Source organism: Dyella telluris, assembly GCF_014297575.1.
Taxonomy (GTDB): Bacteria; Pseudomonadota; Gammaproteobacteria; order Xanthomonadales; family Rhodanobacteraceae; genus Dyella; species Dyella telluris.
This window is the reverse complement of the sequence record NZ_CP060412.1, coordinates 1,054,797-1,072,764: the sequence shown is the minus strand read 5'-3', so window position 1 is coordinate 1,072,764 and position 17,968 is coordinate 1,054,797. Positions and strand designations below refer to the sequence as shown.

Annotated in this window: 16 protein-coding genes, 5 tRNA genes and 1 pseudogene; 21 read left to right on the top strand and 1 reads right to left on the bottom strand. The window is 63.8% G+C overall.

Annotated elements, in window-relative coordinates:
* The first annotated feature begins 120 nt into the window (after positions 1–120).
* From ispE to H8F01_RS21995, 8 genes and pseudogenes are all read left to right on the top strand, one after another.
* Positions 121–1,515 (top strand): 4-(cytidine 5'-diphospho)-2-C-methyl-D-erythritol kinase, encoded by a 1,395-nt coding sequence (gene ispE / locus H8F01_RS05010; RefSeq protein WP_187057934.1) that lies wholly within the window; start codon positions 121–123, stop codon positions 1,513–1,515.
* Positions 1,516–1,532: 17 nt separating this feature from the next.
* Positions 1,533–1,609 (top strand) — tRNA-Gln (locus H8F01_RS05005).
* 54 nt (positions 1,610–1,663) lie between these two features.
* Positions 1,664–2,602 carry a ribose-phosphate diphosphokinase gene (locus H8F01_RS05000; RefSeq protein ID WP_187059160.1) on the top strand — a complete coding sequence of 313 codons (939 nt, stop codon included), beginning with the start codon at positions 1,664–1,666 and terminating at the stop codon, positions 2,600–2,602.
* A 107-nt stretch (positions 2,603–2,709) separates the two neighbouring features.
* The gene (locus tag H8F01_RS04995; RefSeq protein ID WP_187057933.1) at positions 2,710–3,354 is read left to right on the top strand and encodes a 50S ribosomal protein L25/general stress protein Ctc; all 645 of its coding nucleotides are present in this window, start codon (positions 2,710–2,712) and stop codon (positions 3,352–3,354) included.
* A 45-nt stretch (positions 3,355–3,399) separates the two neighbouring features.
* Complete coding sequence (gene pth, locus H8F01_RS04990) at positions 3,400–3,987, top strand: aminoacyl-tRNA hydrolase (protein WP_187057932.1); 588 nt, start codon at positions 3,400–3,402, stop codon at positions 3,985–3,987.
* A gap of 66 nt (positions 3,988–4,053) precedes the next feature.
* Entirely contained in the window at positions 4,054–5,145 is a 1,092-nt protein-coding gene (ychF, locus tag H8F01_RS04985; protein ID WP_187057931.1) for a redox-regulated ATPase YchF, read from the top strand.
* 267 nt (positions 5,146–5,412) lie between these two features.
* The gene (locus H8F01_RS04980; protein ID WP_187057930.1) at positions 5,413–5,826 is read left to right on the top strand and encodes an efflux MFS transporter permease; all 414 of its coding nucleotides are present in this window, start codon (positions 5,413–5,415) and stop codon (positions 5,824–5,826) included.
* Between the two features lie 41 nt (positions 5,827–5,867).
* Positions 5,868–6,266: pseudogene (locus H8F01_RS21995) on the top strand (GNAT family N-acetyltransferase); the annotation flags it as partial.
* Between the two features lie 56 nt (positions 6,267–6,322).
* Here the strand turns inward: H8F01_RS21995 and H8F01_RS21795 are convergent.
* A complete protein-coding gene (locus H8F01_RS21795) occupies positions 6,323–7,285 on the bottom strand; it encodes a glycerophosphodiester phosphodiesterase family protein (protein WP_187057929.1) in 963 nt (320 codons plus the stop codon).
* A gap of 174 nt (positions 7,286–7,459) precedes the next feature.
* Between H8F01_RS21795 and H8F01_RS04970 the strand changes: the two genes are divergently transcribed.
* The 13 genes from H8F01_RS04970 to rpoB all read left to right on the top strand — a co-directional run bounded on the left by H8F01_RS04970 (position 7,460) and on the right by rpoB (position 17,941).
* Complete coding sequence (locus H8F01_RS04970; RefSeq protein WP_187057928.1) at positions 7,460–7,948, top strand: acyl-CoA thioesterase; 489 nt, start codon at positions 7,460–7,462, stop codon at positions 7,946–7,948.
* Positions 7,949–8,051: 103 nt separating this feature from the next.
* A tRNA-Tyr gene (locus H8F01_RS04965) sits at positions 8,052–8,137 on the top strand.
* A 17-nt stretch (positions 8,138–8,154) separates the two neighbouring features.
* A tRNA-Gly gene (locus H8F01_RS04960) sits at positions 8,155–8,228 on the top strand.
* Between the two features lie 26 nt (positions 8,229–8,254).
* Positions 8,255–8,330, top strand: a tRNA-Thr gene (locus H8F01_RS04955).
* 67 nt (positions 8,331–8,397) lie between these two features.
* Entirely contained in the window at positions 8,398–9,588 is a 1,191-nt protein-coding gene (tuf, locus tag H8F01_RS04950) for an elongation factor Tu (RefSeq protein ID WP_187057920.1), read from the top strand.
* Positions 9,589–9,718: 130 nt separating this feature from the next.
* Positions 9,719–9,794 (top strand) — tRNA-Trp (locus H8F01_RS04945).
* 81 nt (positions 9,795–9,875) lie between these two features.
* Entirely contained in the window at positions 9,876–10,271 is a 396-nt protein-coding gene (gene secE, locus H8F01_RS04940; protein WP_187057927.1) for a preprotein translocase subunit SecE, read from the top strand.
* 9 nt (positions 10,272–10,280) lie between these two features.
* Positions 10,281–10,841 (top strand): transcription termination/antitermination protein NusG, encoded by a 561-nt coding sequence (gene nusG / locus H8F01_RS04935; protein WP_102305030.1) that lies wholly within the window; start codon positions 10,281–10,283, stop codon positions 10,839–10,841.
* Positions 10,842–11,033: 192 nt separating this feature from the next.
* On the top strand, positions 11,034–11,462 hold the full coding sequence (gene rplK, locus H8F01_RS04930; RefSeq protein WP_187057926.1) for a 50S ribosomal protein L11: 429 nt from the start codon (positions 11,034–11,036) through the stop codon (positions 11,460–11,462).
* A 3-nt stretch (positions 11,463–11,465) separates the two neighbouring features.
* On the top strand, positions 11,466–12,173 hold the full coding sequence (gene rplA / locus H8F01_RS04925) for a 50S ribosomal protein L1 (protein ID WP_187057925.1): 708 nt from the start codon (positions 11,466–11,468) through the stop codon (positions 12,171–12,173).
* A 344-nt stretch (positions 12,174–12,517) separates the two neighbouring features.
* Entirely contained in the window at positions 12,518–13,042 is a 525-nt protein-coding gene (gene rplJ / locus H8F01_RS04920) for a 50S ribosomal protein L10 (RefSeq protein ID WP_187057924.1), read from the top strand.
* A gap of 46 nt (positions 13,043–13,088) precedes the next feature.
* On the top strand, positions 13,089–13,460 hold the full coding sequence (rplL, locus tag H8F01_RS04915; protein WP_019464008.1) for a 50S ribosomal protein L7/L12: 372 nt from the start codon (positions 13,089–13,091) through the stop codon (positions 13,458–13,460).
* A gap of 323 nt (positions 13,461–13,783) precedes the next feature.
* Complete coding sequence (rpoB, locus tag H8F01_RS04910; RefSeq protein WP_187057923.1) at positions 13,784–17,941, top strand: DNA-directed RNA polymerase subunit beta; 4,158 nt, start codon at positions 13,784–13,786, stop codon at positions 17,939–17,941.
* Positions 17,942–17,968: the final 27 nt, after the last annotated feature.

Below are 17,968 nucleotides of genomic sequence, written 5' to 3'. Positions count from 1 at the left end.
ATCCGCCTTTGTAGGAGCGCACCCTGTGCGCGACCGTAGAGGTCGGGGCTCTTCGCCCTGTCTGGCGGTCGCGCACAGGGTGCGCTCCTACAGAGAGAGTCATCCGGAATTCCACCTGCCATGACCTTCCACATCGAACGCGCCCGCCCCGACCAGGTCGACGCCCTGTGCGCCATCGAGCGCGCAGCGGTCGAGCTGTTCCGGGGGCATCGTGCCTGGCGGTGCTATCGCCAGGTGTCGGTGCCGCCTGAGGTGCTGCGCGAGGCCATCGCGCGCGGGCTGGTGTGGGTGGCGGTGATCGGCTCGGGCGAAGCCGTCGGTTTCATCTGGCTGGATGCGGAAGAGGGCGGTGACGCCATCGGCGTGGCCGAAATGGACGTGCTGCCCTCGCACGGGCAGCGCGGCATCGGTGCCGCCCTGCTGGAGCATGCCTGTGGCTGGGCGCGCAGGGCCGGCTACCACCGCGTGGACCTGGGCACCCTGGCCGATGTGCCGTGGAATGCACCGTTCTATGCGAAACATGGCTTTCAGGTGGTCGACAAGACCCGCCCCGAGTTCGCCTTCGCACTGGAGCGAGACCGCGAGAACGGCTTTCCGGAAGACCTGCGCGTATTCATGAGCCGGCCGCTGCCGCCGCCGGACCTGGCCGACTGGACCGTCTGGCCGGCGCCGGCCAAGGTCAACCTGTTCCTGCGCATCGTCGGCCGTCGGCCGGATGGCTATCACGAGCTGCAGACGGTATTCCGCCTGCTCGACTGGGGTGATGAGATCCGCCTGCGCGTGCGCACGGACGGCGGTATCCACCGCCTGACCGACGTGCCCGGGGTGCCCGAGGAGGCCGATCTGGTCGTCCGGGCGGCCCGCCTGCTGCAGGCCCATGCGCCGGCCGGGTCGGGTGCGGATATCGAGGTGGACAAGCGCGTGCCCATGGGCGGCGGCCTGGGCGGCGGCAGTTCCGATGCCGCCACCGTGCTGGTGGCTCTCAACGCGCTGTGGGACGCCGGGCTGGACGAAGACACCCTGGCCGAACTCGGGCGCCAACTGGGGGCGGACGTGCCGGTGTTCGTGCGCGGACGTTCAGCCTGGGCTGAGGGGATTGGCGAAAAACTCACCCCGCTGAGCCTGCCGGGCCGCTGGTACGTGGTGCTGGACCCACACGAACACGTGCCGACCGGGGCACTTTTTCAAGCGTCTGAATTGACACGAAATGCTCCGCCAGCGACAATTTCATCCTTTGCTTCGGGCGAAACGGTCGAGAACGCGTTCGCGCCCGTAGTCCGCGCGCGACATCCGCGCGTGGCTGCGGCGCTGGACTGGCTCGACGGCTTCGGCCGGGCAAGGCTTTCGGGCAGTGGTGCGTGTGTTTTCCTGGAAACGGATTCCGTGGAGCGCGCCGAAGCCATCGCGGAGCGGTGTCCCGCCGGTTTCACGGCCCACGTGGCCAAGGGCGAGGATGTTTCTCCGTTGCAGGTCGCCCTGGCGCGCTTTCGCGGCGTCGACGGGAACGGCAAGTAGCAAGAAACCAGTATTACTGGGGCGTCGCCAAGCTGGTTAAGGCACAGGATTTTGATTCCTGCATGCGAAGGTTCGAATCCTTCCGCCCCAGCCATTTCCACATGGCTCAAACAGGTTCAATGAGATGACCCTCGACATTTCCGGCCCGATGCTTTTCACCGGCAATGCGCACCGTGCGCTGGCCGAGGACGTTGCAACGCGCCTGGGCGTGCCCCTGGGCAAGGCGCTCGTCAGCACGTTCAGTGACGGCGAAGTGCAGGTGGAGATCGAAGAGAACGTCCGCCGCCAGGAAGTGTTCGTGCTGCAGCCCACGGGCGCGCCGAGTGCCGAGAACCTGTTCGAACTGCTGACCCTGGTGGATGCGCTCAAGCGCGCCTCGGCCGCCAGCGTCACCGCAGTGATCCCGTACTTCGGCTATGCCCGCCAGGATCGCCGCCCGCGTTCGGCGCGTGTGCCGATCACGGCCAAGATGGTCGCCAAGATGATCGGCACCGCCGGTGTGGATCGCGTGCTCACGGTGGACCTGCACGCGGACCAGATCCAGGGCTTCTTCGACATCCCGGTGGACAACGTCTATGCCTCGCCGGTGCTGCTGGCGGACATCTGGCGCAACTACAGCATGGACGACCTGATCGTGGTCAGTCCGGACGTGGGCGGCGTGGTGCGTGCGCGTGCCATGGCCAAGCGCCTGGACGACGCGGACCTGGCCATCATCGACAAGCGTCGCCCGAAGGCGAACGTGGCCACCGTGATGAACATCATCGGTGAAGTCGATGGCAAGACCTGCGTGCTGGTCGACGACATCGTCGACACCGCCGGCACCCTGTGCGCGGCTGCTGCGGCGCTCAAGGAGCGCGGCGCCCGCAAGGTGGTGGCGTACTGCGTGCACCCGGTGCTGTCGGGCGCGGCGCTGAAGAACATCGAAGGCTCCCAGCTCGACCAGCTGGTGGTCACCAACACCTTGCCGCTGCGGCCCGATATCGCCGCATGCAGCAAGATCCGTCAGCTCTCGGTGGCCGAGCTTCTGGCGGAGACGATCCGCCGCATCGCTTTCGGCGAGTCGGTGAGCTCGCTCTACATCGATTGATTTTCCAGCGGCGGGCGCGAGCCTGCCGCTGTTTTACGACTCCTCTGGTCGCGGGGGAGTCGCCCAGACTGCCGCGAGGCAGTTCACTACTGATAGGCAATACCAACATGGCTACGACTCACGAAATCAAGGCTACGGCCCGTAATGACGAGGGGAAAGGTGCGAGCCGCCGCCTGCGTCATGCCGGCTTCGTGCCTGCCGTTGTCTACGGTGCCGGCCAGGCCCCGCAGAGCATCCAGATCGAGCACAACACCATCCTTCTCTCCGCCAAGCACGAGTGGTTCTTCTCCTCGGTGCTCGACCTGAACGTCGACGGCAAGGTGGAAAAGGTGCTGGTGCGTGACTGGCAGAAGCATCCGTACAAGCTGCAGATGCTGCACATGGACTTCCAGCGCGTCGACGCGAACAAGGCCCTGCACGTCAAGGTGCCGGTGCACTTCCTGAACCAGGAAAAGTCCGCCGCCGCCAAGACCTCGGGCGTGGTGATCTCGCACAACCTGACCGAAGTGGAAGTGTCCTGCCTGCCGAAGGATCTGCCGGAGTTCATCGAACTCGACCTGACCGATCTGAAGCCGGGCGACATCGTTCACCTGTCGCAGCTCAAGCTGCCCAAGGGCGTGGAAATCGTCGCCCTGCACCTGGGTGCGGACCACGACATCGCCGTCGTCACCGCCAACTCGGTGAAGGAAGAAGTGGAAGCCCCGGCTGCCGAGGGCGACGCCGCTCCGGCCGCGGAAGCTCCCAAGAAGTAAGTCGCTGCGGTCCGCGCTCGTCACGAGTGCGGACCGCTCGATCCTATGGCGGGTCTGCGACTCATTGTCGGGCTGGGTAATCCCGGTGCCGAATATCTCCGAACCCGGCACAACGCCGGGTTCTGGTTTGTTGACGCCTTGGCGTCAGGACAGGGCGAGCGCTTCGGTTTCGACGGCAAGCTGCATGGCGAAACCTGCAAGGTTCGCATCGGCGGCCAGTCGGTGTGGCTGCTCAAGCCCTCCACCTTCATGAACAAGAGCGGCATCGCCGTGGCATCGGCGCTGCGCTACTACAAGATCGAGCCGGACGAGTGCCTGGTGGCGCACGACGAGCTGGATATGGATGCCGGCACCGTGCGCATGAAGTTCGACGGTGGCCACGGCGGCCAGAACGGCTTGCGCGACATCATTGCGCACCTTGGCCACGCCAAGTTCCATCGCATGCGTATCGGCATTGGCCACCCCGGCCACAAGGACAAGGTCACCCCGTGGGTGTTGGGTCGTCCGTCCGAAAAGGACGAGGACGCCATCATTGACGGCATCGCGCGCGCACTCGACGTGCTGCCGCTGGCGGTGGATGGCCAGTTCGACAAGGCCATGCAACAACTACATACCCCCGGAACGGGCAAGTAAGGCAACGGCTGATACGCAGTCGTTGCTTCCTGTCCGTCTCACGAACACAGCTTTGCGGAGTTCCCCATGGGCATCAAATGCGGCATCGTCGGCCTGCCTAACGTCGGCAAGTCCACCCTGTTCAACGCGCTCACCAAGGCAGGCATTGCGGCCGCCAACTTCCCGTTCTGCACCATCGAGCCGAACGTGGGCGTGGTGCCGGTGCCGGATCCGCGCCTGAACGCGCTGTCGGACATCGTCAATCCGCAGAAGGTGATCCCGACCGCCGTCGAGTTCGTCGACATCGCCGGCCTGGTGGCGGGCGCGTCGAAGGGCGAAGGCCTGGGCAACAAGTTCCTTGCGCACATCCGCGAAGTGGATGCGATCACGCACGTGGTGCGCTGCTTCGAGCACACCGACATCATCCACGTGGCGGGCAAGGTTGACCCCATCGCCGATATCGAAACCATCGATACCGAGCTGGCGCTGGCCGACCTCGACTCCGTCGAGAAAGCGCTGAACCGCGCCGAGCGTTCGGCCAAGGCGAATGACAAGGAAGCCATCGCCAAGAAGCCGGTGCTGCAGAAGCTTGCCGCTGGCCTCAACGAAGGCAAGTCGGCGCGCAGCCTGGGTCTGGATGACGAGGAAAAGGCGCTGGTGCGCGACCTGTTCCTGCTCACCCTGAAGCCGCTGATGTACATCGCCAACGTGCGCGAAGACGGCTTCGAGAACAATCCGCACCTGGATGCCGTGCGCGCACGCGCCGTGGTGGAAGGCGCCGAAGTGGTGCCGGTGTGCGCCGCCATCGAAGAAGAGCTCTCGCAGCTCGACGATGCCGACCGCGATGAATTCCTCAAGGACCTGGGCCTGGAAGAGCCGGGCCTGAACCGCGTGATCCGCGCGGGCTACAAGCTGCTCAACCTGCAGACCTACTTCACCGCTGGTGTGAAGGAAGTGCGCGCCTGGACGATCAAGCGCGGCTTTACCGCGCCGCAGGCGGCAGGCGTGATTCATACCGACTTCGAGCGCGGCTTCATCCGTGCCGAAACGGTGAGCTACGACGACTTCATCCAGTACAAGGGCGAGTCCGGTGCCGCTGCCGCCGGTCGCCTGCGCAAGGAAGGCAAGGACTATGTCGTGAAGGATGGCGACGTGCTGCACTTCCTGTTCAACGTCTGAGCGGACGTTTCAGGGCAAGAAGAGAGCCGCGCTTTGCGCGGCTTTTTTGTGGCTGCAATCCTTGCTCCCAGCTTCTTGTAGGAGCGCACATGTGCGCGATCGCGGCGCCGGGCCGTTTCAGATGGGGTGGGGCTTGGTCGCGCACCAGTGCGCTCCTACAAAAAAGCATGTGGCGCTGGTCGTCAGCGGTGACTCTCCACGTAACCCCGCGCCCGCTCCTCCACAGCCTTCAGCACGCGCGCGGCCACCGCCAGGTCCTCCTGCGGGATGTCGCCCAGTAGCTACGCGCTGAGCTGCCTCAGCTCCTGTTCCAACTCCGCGGCGAGGTGGCGGACGGCTCGGAGCCTGGCCACCTTCCTGCGCACGCCTGGCGGTAGCGTTTCCGCGTCGCTGACGACCTTCCTGTGGGATCGACGCGCCGACCAGCATCATGCACGCCCGGCCGAGCACATCACGATGTACAACCCGTATGCCATGCGCGCCGTGCATCAGCTGGGCGGTGGCGACGACCAAGTCGGCGCCGGCATCCTCAACGGCATGATCACCCAGCAGGGCTACCCGATCGCCTTCAACGAGCTGTTTCACGCGCTGGGTTGGATTTTCCTGGGGCTTGTCGTGTTCGTCTGGCTTGCCAGGCCGCCGTTTGGTGCCAAGTCGGATGCCGGAGCGGGCGCGCACTGAGCTCGCTTGTCCGGCCGCTGGACGCGTGCTGTGATGCGGTCATGAGTGAACTGCGCATGCGGCTGGCCCGTGCCGACGATGCGCCGGCCATATCGCGGCTGGTGCGTCGCGTGGCGCGTCGCTGGGTGATGCCGGGCCAGCCGCCCAGGGCGATGGCAGCGCTGGACGAGTGGCTGGGCACGCGGGCGACGCGTCAGCGGATGGCGGCAGGGCAACGCTTCCATCTCGCCTTTGTCGATGGAGCCCTTGCCGGCGTTGCGGCGGTACGCGACGACCGCCATGTATGCCAGCTGTTCGTCGGCACGCGCCATCAGGGGCAGGGCATTGCCAGAAAGTTGTGGGATCGCCTGCGTCGTGACTGCATGCGTCGCGCCGGCACGCGGGTATTCACGCTCAATGCTGCGGCAGGCGCCGTGTCGGTGTACCGCCATTTTGGCTTCGAGTTTGATCGGAATGCTCGTCGGCCACGTGGCAATCTGCTCGCCGTGCCGATGATCTACCGGGTCGATGACACGTCGGCGGGGCAGGTGCGATCACCGCGCGCCCACGCCTCGCGCGCCGGCATCAGGGCGGCCGGCGAATCCACCAGCACCGCATCCAGGCCCAGGCATGCCGCAGCACGATAGTCCGCTGCGCTGTTCACTCCGATGGCCAGCAGCCACTGCGTGGGGTGTCGGTGGAAGCAGTGGGCCGTGGCGGGTGTCCAGAAGTTGGCAGCGACCTTCGAGCGGGCCTCGCCCAGCGTGAAGGTCTCCACCACGCTCACGTCGCGACGCCACTCGAAGGCGGCGGGGGCTCGCGGATCTGGTGCGTTATCGCACCGGTCGGCCAGTAGCACATCGAGCAGGCGTTGGCGGGTGACATCACGGCTTTCGAACAGGCGGGCCTGCGGGTAGCGGGAGAATGCAGTCTGGTAAGCCGCATCGGTGGAATACAGCGTGACGCGGGCCCAGGCCTGCTCCTCCGTGAGTACCCGTGCAACTGCCTCGGCCTGGGGTTCGGCCGGCAAGGCCTTCATGTCGAGAATCACCGTGATGTCGGCCGGGATGGCACGCAACGCTTCACGCAGGGTGGGGATGCCGACGGGGTGCTGCCGATAGGGCAGGTTGCCCAGAGCGTCCCGGAACTGCCAGCCCGCATTGAGTTCTGCCAGCTGCGCGGCATTGAGCTGCGCTACCGGGCCGGCGCCGTTGGTCAGGGCGCTGAGGTCCGCCGGGCGATACAGCAACGGCACCCCATCCGCGCTCAGCTGCACGCTCAGCCACAGCGCGTCGGCCCGGTGGCTCAGCGCCAGGCGAATCGCTTCAAGGGTGTTCTCGGGCGCGTCCGCCGTGCCGCCGCGATGCGCAACGATGAGGGGCGGGCGGGCCGATGGTGTGTCCGGGCGTGTGTCATGGCAGGCCACCAGAAGCAGGAGGGGCAGCAGGCCGGCAAGGCGTGGGATGGCGAGGGGTTTCATGGCGGCGCCAGGGCAAGTCGTGATTGCATGGTGCAGCCGTTCTGCTTGCATGTCAGTGACGACGGGGGCCGCCGAGTGGCCCGAAAACTTCGTCCGTGATGGAGGGGCGGCGGTGTCCCCGATGTCGGTGACGGCGCATAATCCTCCACCTGTCTTTCCACGAGTCCCTCATCCATGCCCGGCAAGCAACACGAAGTGAATTTCCGTTTCCTGGCCCAGCCGACCGACGTGAATTTCGGCGGCAAGGTGCACGGCGGCATGGTGATGAAGTGGATTGACCAGGCGGGTTACGCCTGTGCTGTCGCATGGAGCGGGGCTTATTGCGTCACCGCGTCGGTCAGTGGCATCCAGTTCGTGAAGCCCATCCTGATCGGTGACCTGGTCACCGTGCGCGCGCGTCTGATCCACACGGGCCGTTCCAGCATGCACATGGCGGTGGATGTACTTGCGCGCGACCTGCGCAGCGACGAACATCGCCTGGCGACCAGTTGCGTGATGGTCTTCGTGGCGCTCGATGCGCCGGAAGGCAAGCCCACGCCGGTGCCGGCCTGGCAGCCGCGCGATGACCGCGAGCGCCAGTTGCAGGAGCAGGCCATGAAGCTCATGAATCTTTCCAAGGAGATGGAGCAGCTTGTTGACGCGCACGTGGCGGAAGATCTCTGAGGGATACTTCTGACCCGTGAAAAAAATCGCGGGAAAACGTCAATTTTTCCTCGATAGGTGTTGACGACCCCCGGCTCGATCCACATAATAGCCGTTCTTTGTTGGAGGGATACCCAAGCGGCCAACGGGGGCAGACTGTAAATCTGCTGGCTTACGCCTTCGGTGGTTCGAATCCACCTCCCTCCACCAGACGAGTTCCGCGCAGGGCGGGAGTAGTTCAATGGTAGAACATCAGTTTTCCAAACTGATTACGCGGGTTCGATTCCCGCCTTCCGCTCCATTGGCTCTCGTTTGTCTTGTTGTTGTGCTCATGTAGCTCAGTCGGTAGAGCACTTCCTTGGTAAGGAAGAGGTCGCTGGTTCGATTCCAGTCATGAGCACCATCTCACCGCGGTCCGCGGGTTTTATCTCCACTTTTCATCAATTCGACTCCATCGGGGTTTTAGGCGTATGGCAAAGGGTAAATTCGAACGCACCAAGCCGCACGTCAACGTCGGCACGATTGGTCACGTGGACCACGGCAAGACGACGCTGACGGCTGCACTGACCAAGGTCGGCGCTGAGCGCTTCGGTGGCGAATTCAAGGCGTATGACGCGATTGACGCGGCGCCGGAAGAAAAGGCCCGTGGTATCACGATTTCGACCGCACACGTCGAATACGAATCGCCGAGCCGCCACTACGCACACGTGGACTGCCCGGGCCACGCCGACTACGTGAAGAACATGATCACGGGCGCGGCGCAGATGGACGGCGCGATCCTGGTGTGCTCGGCCGCTGACGGCCCGATGCCGCAGACGCGCGAACACATCCTGCTGTCGCGTCAGGTGGGCGTGCCCTACATCGTCGTGTTCCTGAACAAGGCCGACATGGTGGACGACGCCGAGCTGCTCGAGCTGGTCGAAATGGAAGTGCGCGAGCTGCTCTCCAAGTACGACTTCCCGGGCGACGACACCCCGATCATCAAGGGTTCGGCCAAGCTGGCGCTGGAAGGCGACCAGTCGGAAATCGGCGTGCCGGCGATCATCGCCCTCGTTGACGCCCTGGACACCTACATCCCGGAACCGCAGCGTGCGATCGACCAGCCGTTCCTGATGCCGGTGGAAGACGTGTTCTCGATCTCGGGCCGCGGCACCGTGGTGACCGGTCGTATCGAACGCGGCATCATCAAGGTCGGTGACGAAGTCGAAGTGGTCGGCATCCGCCCGACCCAGAAGACCACCGTCACGGGCGTGGAAATGTTCCGCAAGCTGCTGGATCAGGGTCAGGCAGGCGACAACGCCGGTCTGCTGCTCCGCGGCCTGAAGCGTGACGACGTCGAGCGTGGCCAGGTGCTGGCCAAGCCGGGCACGATCACCCCGCACACCGACTTCGAAGCCGAAGTGTACGTGCTGTCGAAGGACGAAGGTGGCCGTCACACCCCGTTCTTCAAGGGCTACCGCCCGCAGTTCTACTTCCGCACGACCGACGTGACCGGCGCGATTGAGCTGCCGGAAGGCGTGGAAATGGTCATGCCGGGCGACAACATCAAGATGGTTGTCACCCTGATCCACCCGATCGCCATGGACCAGGGCCTGCGCTTCGCCATTCGCGAAGGCGGCCGTACCGTCGGCGCCGGCGTGGTGGCCAAGGTCATCAAGTAAGCTGTAGACTGGGAAGTCGCCCGCACTGCGGGCTGCAAGGATCCGGAGCGGGGCTGAGGCCCTGCTCTTGGAAAGGCGCCGAAAGGCGCCACCTTGTGGCGGCAAGGCGAGCGACTTCACCCTTTTTTATACGCCAGTAGCTCAATTGGCAGAGCAGCGGTCTCCAAAACCGCAGGTTGGGGGTTCGAGTCCCTCCTGGCGTGCCATCTTCCCGAGGATCCACGACGGATGGTGGATGGCATGCAGGCCGTAAAACGGTCGATGCCTCTCTCATCCGATCATGTCGCATGAATACGAAGGCAGAACCGACCAAGGGCGCCAATGGCGCCGACATCGCCAAGCTGGTGCTGGCCTTCATCGTGCTGGCAGCCGGCATTTTTGCGTATTCGTGGTTTGGCACGGACGGCTCGGTTCCGCAGTCGGTCCGACTGCTGGGCGTGCTGGCTGCGCTGATCATCTCGCTGGCCATTGGTGCGTTCACTGCACCGGGCCGCCGGGTGCGCGCTTTCCTCGGCGAATCGCAGTTCGAACTGCGCAAGGTGGTCTGGCCCACCCGCGACGAGACGCTCAAGACCACCGGCATCATCATGGTTGTGGTGGTTGTGCTCTCGCTGCTGCTGGGCCTGATCGATCTGATTCTGAAGTCGGTCGTGCTCGACTGGCTGCTCAAGCTCGGTACGTGAGGTGATGGCATGAGCAAGCGTTGGTATGTGGTGCACGCCTATTCGGGCTTCGAAAACCAGGTGAAGCGTTCGCTCGATGAGCGTATCCGCCGCGCCGGTATGGAAGAGAGGTTCGGCGAAGTCTTGGTGCCGACCGAAGAAGTCATTGAAATGCGCAGTGGCCAGAAGCGTCGCAGCGAGCGCAAGTTCTTCCCGGGTTACGTTCTCGTCCAGATTGAGACGGACACCGAGGGCAAGGCGCCGCGCATCGACGACGAGTGCTGGCATCTGGTCAAGGAAACCCCGAAGGTCATGGGTTTCATCGGCGGTACCGCCGATCGTCCGCTCCCGATCCGTGATTCCGAGGCCGATGCGATCCTCAGTCGCGTCCGTGAAGGCGTCGAGAAGCCCAAGCCCAAGGTGCTGTTCGAGCCGGGCGAGATGGTTCGCGTCACCGACGGTCCGTTCAACGACTTCAACGGCGTGGTCGAGGAAGTCAATTACGAGAAGAGCCGCCTGCGCGTCGCGGTGCTCATTTTCGGTCGCTCGACCCCGGTCGAGCTGGAGTTTGGCCAGGTCGAGAAGGCCTGACCTGGCTCCAGGGCAGGCGCCGGCACAGGGCTTGCTTAAAACTTGATCAGTCTCTATAGTATGCGGTTCACGCTGGGATTTTAGCCCCGGCGTGTCCGTGTTTTTGGGTCCGCGGGATAGCGGGCCTTCCTCTCTCAGGGACGACAACACTGCGAGGAGCCGCAAGGCGCTTGAACTCGCGAGGAAAATCCAATGGCAAAGAAAGTAGTTGGCTACATCAAGCTGCAGGTCAAGGCCGGTCAGGCCAACCCGTCGCCGCCGGTCGGTCCGGCGCTCGGTCAGCGCGGCCTGAACATCATGGAATTCTGCAAGGCGTTCAATGCCGCCACGCAGAAGCTGGAGCCGGGTCTCCCGATCCCCGTGATCATCACGGCCTATTCGGACCGTAGCTTCACCTTTATCACCAAGACCCCGCCGGCGTCGATCCTGATCAAGAAGGTCACGGGCATCGCCAAGGGTTCGTCCAAGCCGAACACTGACAAGGTCGGCAAGATCACCCGCAAGCAGCTGGAAGACGTTGCGAAGCAGAAGGAGCCGGATCTCACGGCTGCTGATCTGGACGCCGCGGTGCGCACCATTGCCGGTAGCGCCCGCAGCATGGGCTTTGTGGTGGAGGGCTAAGACATGGCAAAGATCACGAAGCGTATGAAGGCGGCCCAGGCCGCAGTGCAGCCGGGCAAGCTCTATGGCCTGGAAGAAGCCCTGACCATCGTCAAGAACAACGCCAAGGCGAAGTTCGCTGAGTCCGTGGACGTTTCCGTCCGTCTCGGCATCGACGCCAAGAAGTCCGACCAGGGCGTGCGTGGTTCCTCGCTGCTGCCGCACGGTACCGGCAAGACCGTCAAGGTCGCCGTGTTCGTGCCGGCTGGTGAGAAGGCCGAAGCCGCCAAGGCCGCCGGTGCCGACGCCGTCGGTATGGACGACCTGGCCGAGCGCATGCAGGCTGGCGATCTCGACTTCGGTCGCGTCATCGCCACGCCGGACGCGATGCGCGTGGTCGGTAAGCTCGGTCAGCTGCTGGGCCCCCGTGGCCTGATGCCGAACCCGAAGGATGGCTCGGTCACCGCCGACGTCGCCACGGCCGTCAAGAACGCCAAGGCCGGCCAGGTGAAGTTCCGTAACGACAAGGCGGGCATCATCCACGCCACCATCGGCAAGGCCAGCTTCGACGCTGCCCAGCTCGCGGACAACCTGAACGCGCTGGTCAACGACCTGCTGAAGGCCAAGCCGTCGACCGCCAAGGGTCAGTACCTGCAGAAGGTCGCGCTGTCGTCCACCATGGGCGTGGGCGTGCCGGTCGAAGTGTCGACCCTGACGGTGTCGACCAAGTAAGAAGTTCAAGTCCCGCACCGGCGTAAGTCGGTGCGGGCACGTTTTTGAAGGCAGGCCCTGGTGTGAACCACCGGAGTCGCCGTCAAAGACCGCAGGCGCGATCAGCGCGCCACGACGACGAGCAGGGAGCTCGTGTTGGCAAGGAAACGCCGTCGTGGCTAGCGGGTTCGCTTAATCGGATTCCCAGGGAATCTGGCCTGCGTAGATGGTGCTGCCCCTTCTGGAATTGCTCTTTCTGGAAAGGCCACCACCCGGGATCTCACCGATCCCCGACGTCACGGAAGGCGTCGCTCAGGACCGCAAGCGGCAGGAGCCGCAAGCGGATTTCATAGTGGAGGAGTGATATGGCTCTGAATCTCTCTCAGAAGCAAGAAGTAGTCGCCGAACTGGCAGAAGTTGCCGCGAAGGCTCACTCCTTGGTCGCTGTCGAGTACGCGGGCACCACGGTCGAACAGATGACCGCGATGCGCAAGAAGGCCCGTGAAAGCGGTGTGTTCCTGAAGGTTGTCAAGAACACGCTGGCTTCGCGCGCCGTCGGTGGTACCGAGTTCGAGGTCGTCAAGGACGCCCTGACCGGTCCGCTGCTGTACGCGTTCTCGATGGAGGAGCCCGGTGCTGCCGGTCGCCTGATCAAGGAATTCGCGAAGACCAATGACAAGCTGAAGGCTCGTGTCGTCTCCGTGGAAGGCAAGCTGCTGCCGGCCGCCCATGTGGACGTGCTCGCCTCGCTGCCGACCCGCGAAGAAGCGCTGGCCATGCTGGCCCGCGTGCTCGCCGAGCCCGCTGCGATGTTTGCCCGCGCCGTCAAGGCCGTGGCCGACAAGCAGGGTGGTGGCGAAGTCGCCGCGGAAGCCACGGCTGAAGCTTAAGTTCGACGCGTATCTAAAACGAATCAATTTCCAGAGGTAAATCAAAATGTCCCTGACTAACGATCAGATCGTTGAAGCCGTTGCCGCCAAGTCGCTCATGGAAGTGATGGAGCTGGTGAAGGCCATCGAAGAAAAGTTTGGCGTGTCCGCCGCTGCCCCGGTCATGATGGCCGCTGGCCCGGCCGCTGCCGGCCCGGCTGCTGAAGAGCAGACCGAGTTCGACGTGATCCTGAAGAGCGCCGGCGACAAGAAGGTCGACGTGATCAAGGCCGTCCGTGCCATCACGGGCCTGGGCCTGAAGGAAGCGAAGGACCTGACCGAAGCCGGTGGCGTCGTGAAGGAAGCCGCTTCGAAGGATGACGCTGCGAAGTTCAAGAAGGACCTCGAAGCTGCAGGCGCCACGGTCGAACTGAAGTAATTGGCGTTCTTGCGCGCCGTCAGTTTGATCTAGCGTCAAGCCAAGCCTGGGAGCGTAAGCTCCCGGGCTTTGCCTGTTGCAATAGGGTTGCATCGCGCGATGCGGCCTGTAATGACAAAGCTTCATCTTTATTGGTTCGTGTTTTACGCGTCCGGAAGACAGCACTGAAAGGCCTGCAGCACACCGCCGACCTTTGACTCATGTCTTTTTGACGCATCGACGGGCAGGGCAGCACACCTGGTCCGTCGAACGCAGACACAGCTTTCACAATTCAGCCGGTGTGTGCACCACCGGCGTCACTGCGAACCGAGGCGGTACCCACCATGACCTACTCGTTTACCGAGAAGAAGCGCATCCGCAAGGATTTCGGCAAGCGTCCCCCTGTACTGGGCGTGCCGAACCTGCTGACCATCCAGACCGATTCCTATCGCGAGTTCCTGCAGGAGCACATCGCTCCCAAGGCCCGCGACGACAAGGGTCTCCACGCCGCGCTGAAGTCCGTGTTCCCGATCGTGAGCTATTCGGGCAACGCGGCACTTGAGTATGTCGACTATCGCCTGGGCGAGCCGCCCTTTGACGAACGCGAGTGCCGCAACCGCGGCATGACCTTCGGCGCGCCGCTGCGCGTGACCGTGCGCCTGGTCATCTATGACAAGGACAGCCCGGCATCCAAGAAGGCCGTGAAGTACGTGAAGGAGCAGGAAGTCTACATGGGCGAAATTCCGCTCATGACCGACACCGGCACCTTCATCATCAACGGCACCGAGCGCGTCATCGTCTCGCAGCTGCATCGTTCGCCGGGCGTGTTCTTCGACCACGACCGCGGCAAGACGCACAGCTCGGGCAAGCTGCTGTTCTCGGCCCGCGTGATCCCTTACCGCGGTTCGTGGCTGGACTTCGAGTTCGACCCGAAGGACGCGCTGTTCACTCGTATCGACCGTCGCCGCAAGCTGCCGGTGACCGTGCTGCTGCGCGCGCTGGGCTACAGCAACGTCGAGATGCTCGATACGTTCTTCGAGCACAACGTGTTCCACCTGGGCAAGAAGGGTGGCACCACGCTGGAACTCGTCGCCGAGCGCCTGCGCGGTGAAACGCTGACCTTTGACCTGGCCATTGGTGACAAGGTGCTGGTGGAAGCCGGCAAGCGCATCACTGCGCGTCACGTGCGCCAGCTGGCCGCCGAGAACATCACCGCGCTGGAAGTGCCGGACGACTACCCGGTCGGCCGCATCCTGGCGATCGACGTGATCGATCCCAAGACCGGCGAGCTGCTGGCCCAGGCCAATGACGAAATCACCGGCGAGCAGCTGGAGAATTTCCGCAAGGCCGGTATCGAAGTCGTGCCGACGCTGTACGTCAACGACCTGGATCGCGGTGCGTACATTTCGCACACCCTGCGCATCGACAACACCAAGACGCCGCTCGAGGCGCTGGTGGAAATCTACCGCATGATGCGCCCGGGCGAGCCGCCGACCAAGGACGCCGCGCAGAACCTGTTCTACAACCTGTTCTTCACCTTCGACCGCTACGACCTGTCGGCCGTGGGTCGCATGAAGTTCAACCGTCGCGTGGGCCGTCAGGAGATCGTCGGGCCGGGCGTGCTGTTCGACAAGAAGTACTTCCAGGATCGCAAGGAAGAGGAAGCCCAGGAACTGGTCAAGTCGCAGGGCGACCGTTCCGACATCCTCGACGTGCTGAAGGTGCTCATCGACATCAAGAACGGTCATGGCACCGTTGACGATATCGATCACCTCGGCAACCGTCGCGTGCGTTCGGTCGGCGAAATGGCCGAGAACACCTTCCGCATCGGCCTGGTGCGCGTCGAGCGTGCGGTGCGCGAGCGCCTGTCGCTGGCCGAATCCGAAGGCCTGACCCCGCAGGAACTGATCAACGCCAAGCCGGTTGCGGCGGCAGTGAAGGAGTTCTTCGGTTCGTCGCAGCTGTCGCAGTTCATGGACCAGAACAACCCGCTGTCGGAAGTGACGCACAAGCGTCGCGTCTCGGCCCTGGGCCCAGGCGGTCTGACCCGCGAGCGCGCAGGCTTCGAAGTGCGCGACGTGCATCCGACCCATTACGGCCGCGTCTGCACCATTGAAACGCCGGAAGGCCCGAACATCGGCCTGATCAACTCGCTCGCCGTGTACGCGCGCACCAACCAGTACGGCTTCCTGGAGACGCCGTACCGCAAGGTCGTGGGCGGCAAGGTCACCGACCAGGTGGATTACCTGTCGGCCATCGAAGAAGGCGACCACGTCATTGCGCAGGCGAACTCGCCGCTCAAGGACGGCGCGTTCATCGAAGACTTCGTGTCCTGCCGTTTCCGCGGCGAGTCCGAGCTGCGTCCGTCCGCCGAAGTCGACTACATGGACGTTTCGCCCATGCAGACGGTGTCGGTCGCTGCCGCACTCGTGCCGTTCCTGGAGCACGATGACGCGAACCGCGCACTGATGGGCGCGAACATGCAGCGTCAGGCCGTGCCGACCCTGCGTTCGCAGACCCCGCTGGTCGGTACCGGCATCGAGCGCGCCGTGGCGCGTGACTCGGGCGTCATCGTCACCGCCAAGCGCGGCGGCGTGATCGACCAGGTCGATGCTGGCCGTATCGTGGTGCGCGTGAACGAGGAAGAGGTCGGCGACAACGACGCCGGCGTCGATATCTACACGCTGACCAAGTACACCCGTTCCAACCAGAACACCAACCTCAACCAGCGTCCGCTGGTGAACGTGGGTGACATCGTGGCGAAGGGCGACACGCTGGCCGACGGTTCGTCGACCGACCTGGGCGAGCTCGCGCTCGGCCAGAACATGCTGATCGCCTTCATGCCGTGGAACGGCTACAACTTCGAAGACTCGATCCTGCTCTCCGAGCGCGTCGTGCAGGAAGACCGCTACACCTCGATCCACATCGAGGAGCTGTCCTGCATCGCGCGTGACACCAAGCTGGGCGCCGAGGAAATCACCGCCGACATCCCGAACGTGGGTGAGCAGGCGCTGGCCCGCCTCGACGAATCCGGCATCGTGTACATCGGCGCGGAAGTGAAGGCCGGCGACATCATGGTCGGCAAGGTCACGCCCAAGGGCGAAAGCCAGCTGACCCCGGAAGAGAAGCTGCTGCGCGCGATCTTCGGCGAGAAGGCTTCGGACGTGAAGGACAGCTCGCTGCGCGTGCCCCCGGGCATGGACGGCACCGTCATCGACGTGCAGGTCTTCACCCGCGACGGCATCGAGAAGGACAAGCGCGCTCGCCAGATCGAGGAAATGGAAATCAAGCGTATCCGCAAGGACCTTGATGACCAGTTCCGCATCCTCGAAGGCGCGATCTACAACCGTATGCGCACCCAGCTCGTCGGCAAGACCGCGATGAGCGGCCCGGGTGGCCTCAAGCGCGGCGCGGAAATCACCGACGCCTACCTCGACGGCCTCAAGCGTGACGATTGGTTCAAGATCAACGTCAAGGAAGAGGACGTCACCGAATTCCTCGAGCGCGCGGCCGATCAGGTCAAGCGCCACAAGGAAGAGTTCGAGAAGCGCTTCAAGGAGAAGCAGGGCAAGATCACCCAGGGTGACGACCTTGCTCCGGGCGTGCTCAAGATGGTCAAGGTGTTCCTGGCCGTGAAGCGCCGCATCCAGCCGGGCGACAAGATGGCCGGCCGCCACGGTAACAAGGGTGTGGTGTCCAACGTGGTGCCGGTGGAGGACATGCCGTTCTCCGAAGACGGTACCTCGGTCGACATCGTGCTGAACCCGCTGGGCGTGCCGTCGCGTATGAACATCGGCCAGATTCTGGAAGTGCACCTTGGCTGGGCCGCAAAGGGCCTGGGCAAGAAGATCCAGAAGATGCTCGAAGCGCAGGCCAAGGTGGCGCAGATCCGCGAGTTCCTCGACCAGGTGTACAACCACCACGTCGCCGGTGCCGTGCAGCATGTCGACCTGAAGTCGCTCACCGACGAAGAAATCTTCGCGCTGGCGAACAACCTTCAGGAAGGCGTGCCGATGGCCACCCCGGTGTTCGACGGTGCCGAGGAAACCGAGATCAAGGCGATGCTCAAGCTCGCCGACCTGCCGGAATCGGGCCAGACGGTGCTGTTCGACGGTCGTACCGGCGAGGCGTTTGATCGCCCGGTCACCGTGGGCTACATGCACTACCTGAAGCTGAACCACCTGGTCGACGACAAGATGCACGCGCGTTCGACCGGTCCGTACTCGCTCGTCACGCAGCAGCCGCTGGGTGGTAAGGCGCAGTTCGGTGGCCAGCGCTTCGGTGAAATGGAAGTCTGGGCGCTGGAAGCCTACGGCGCGGCTTACACCCTGCAGGAAATGCTGACGGTGAAGTCCGATGACGTGCAGGGCCGCAACCAGATGTACAAGAACATTGTCGACGGCAACCACGAGATGGCGGCGGGCATGCCGGAATCCTTCAACGTGTTGGTGAAGGAAATCCGCTCGCTCGGTATCGATATCGATCTGGAAGAAGTGAAGTGAGTTGAGGAGGTAACGAGGCGTACTCCT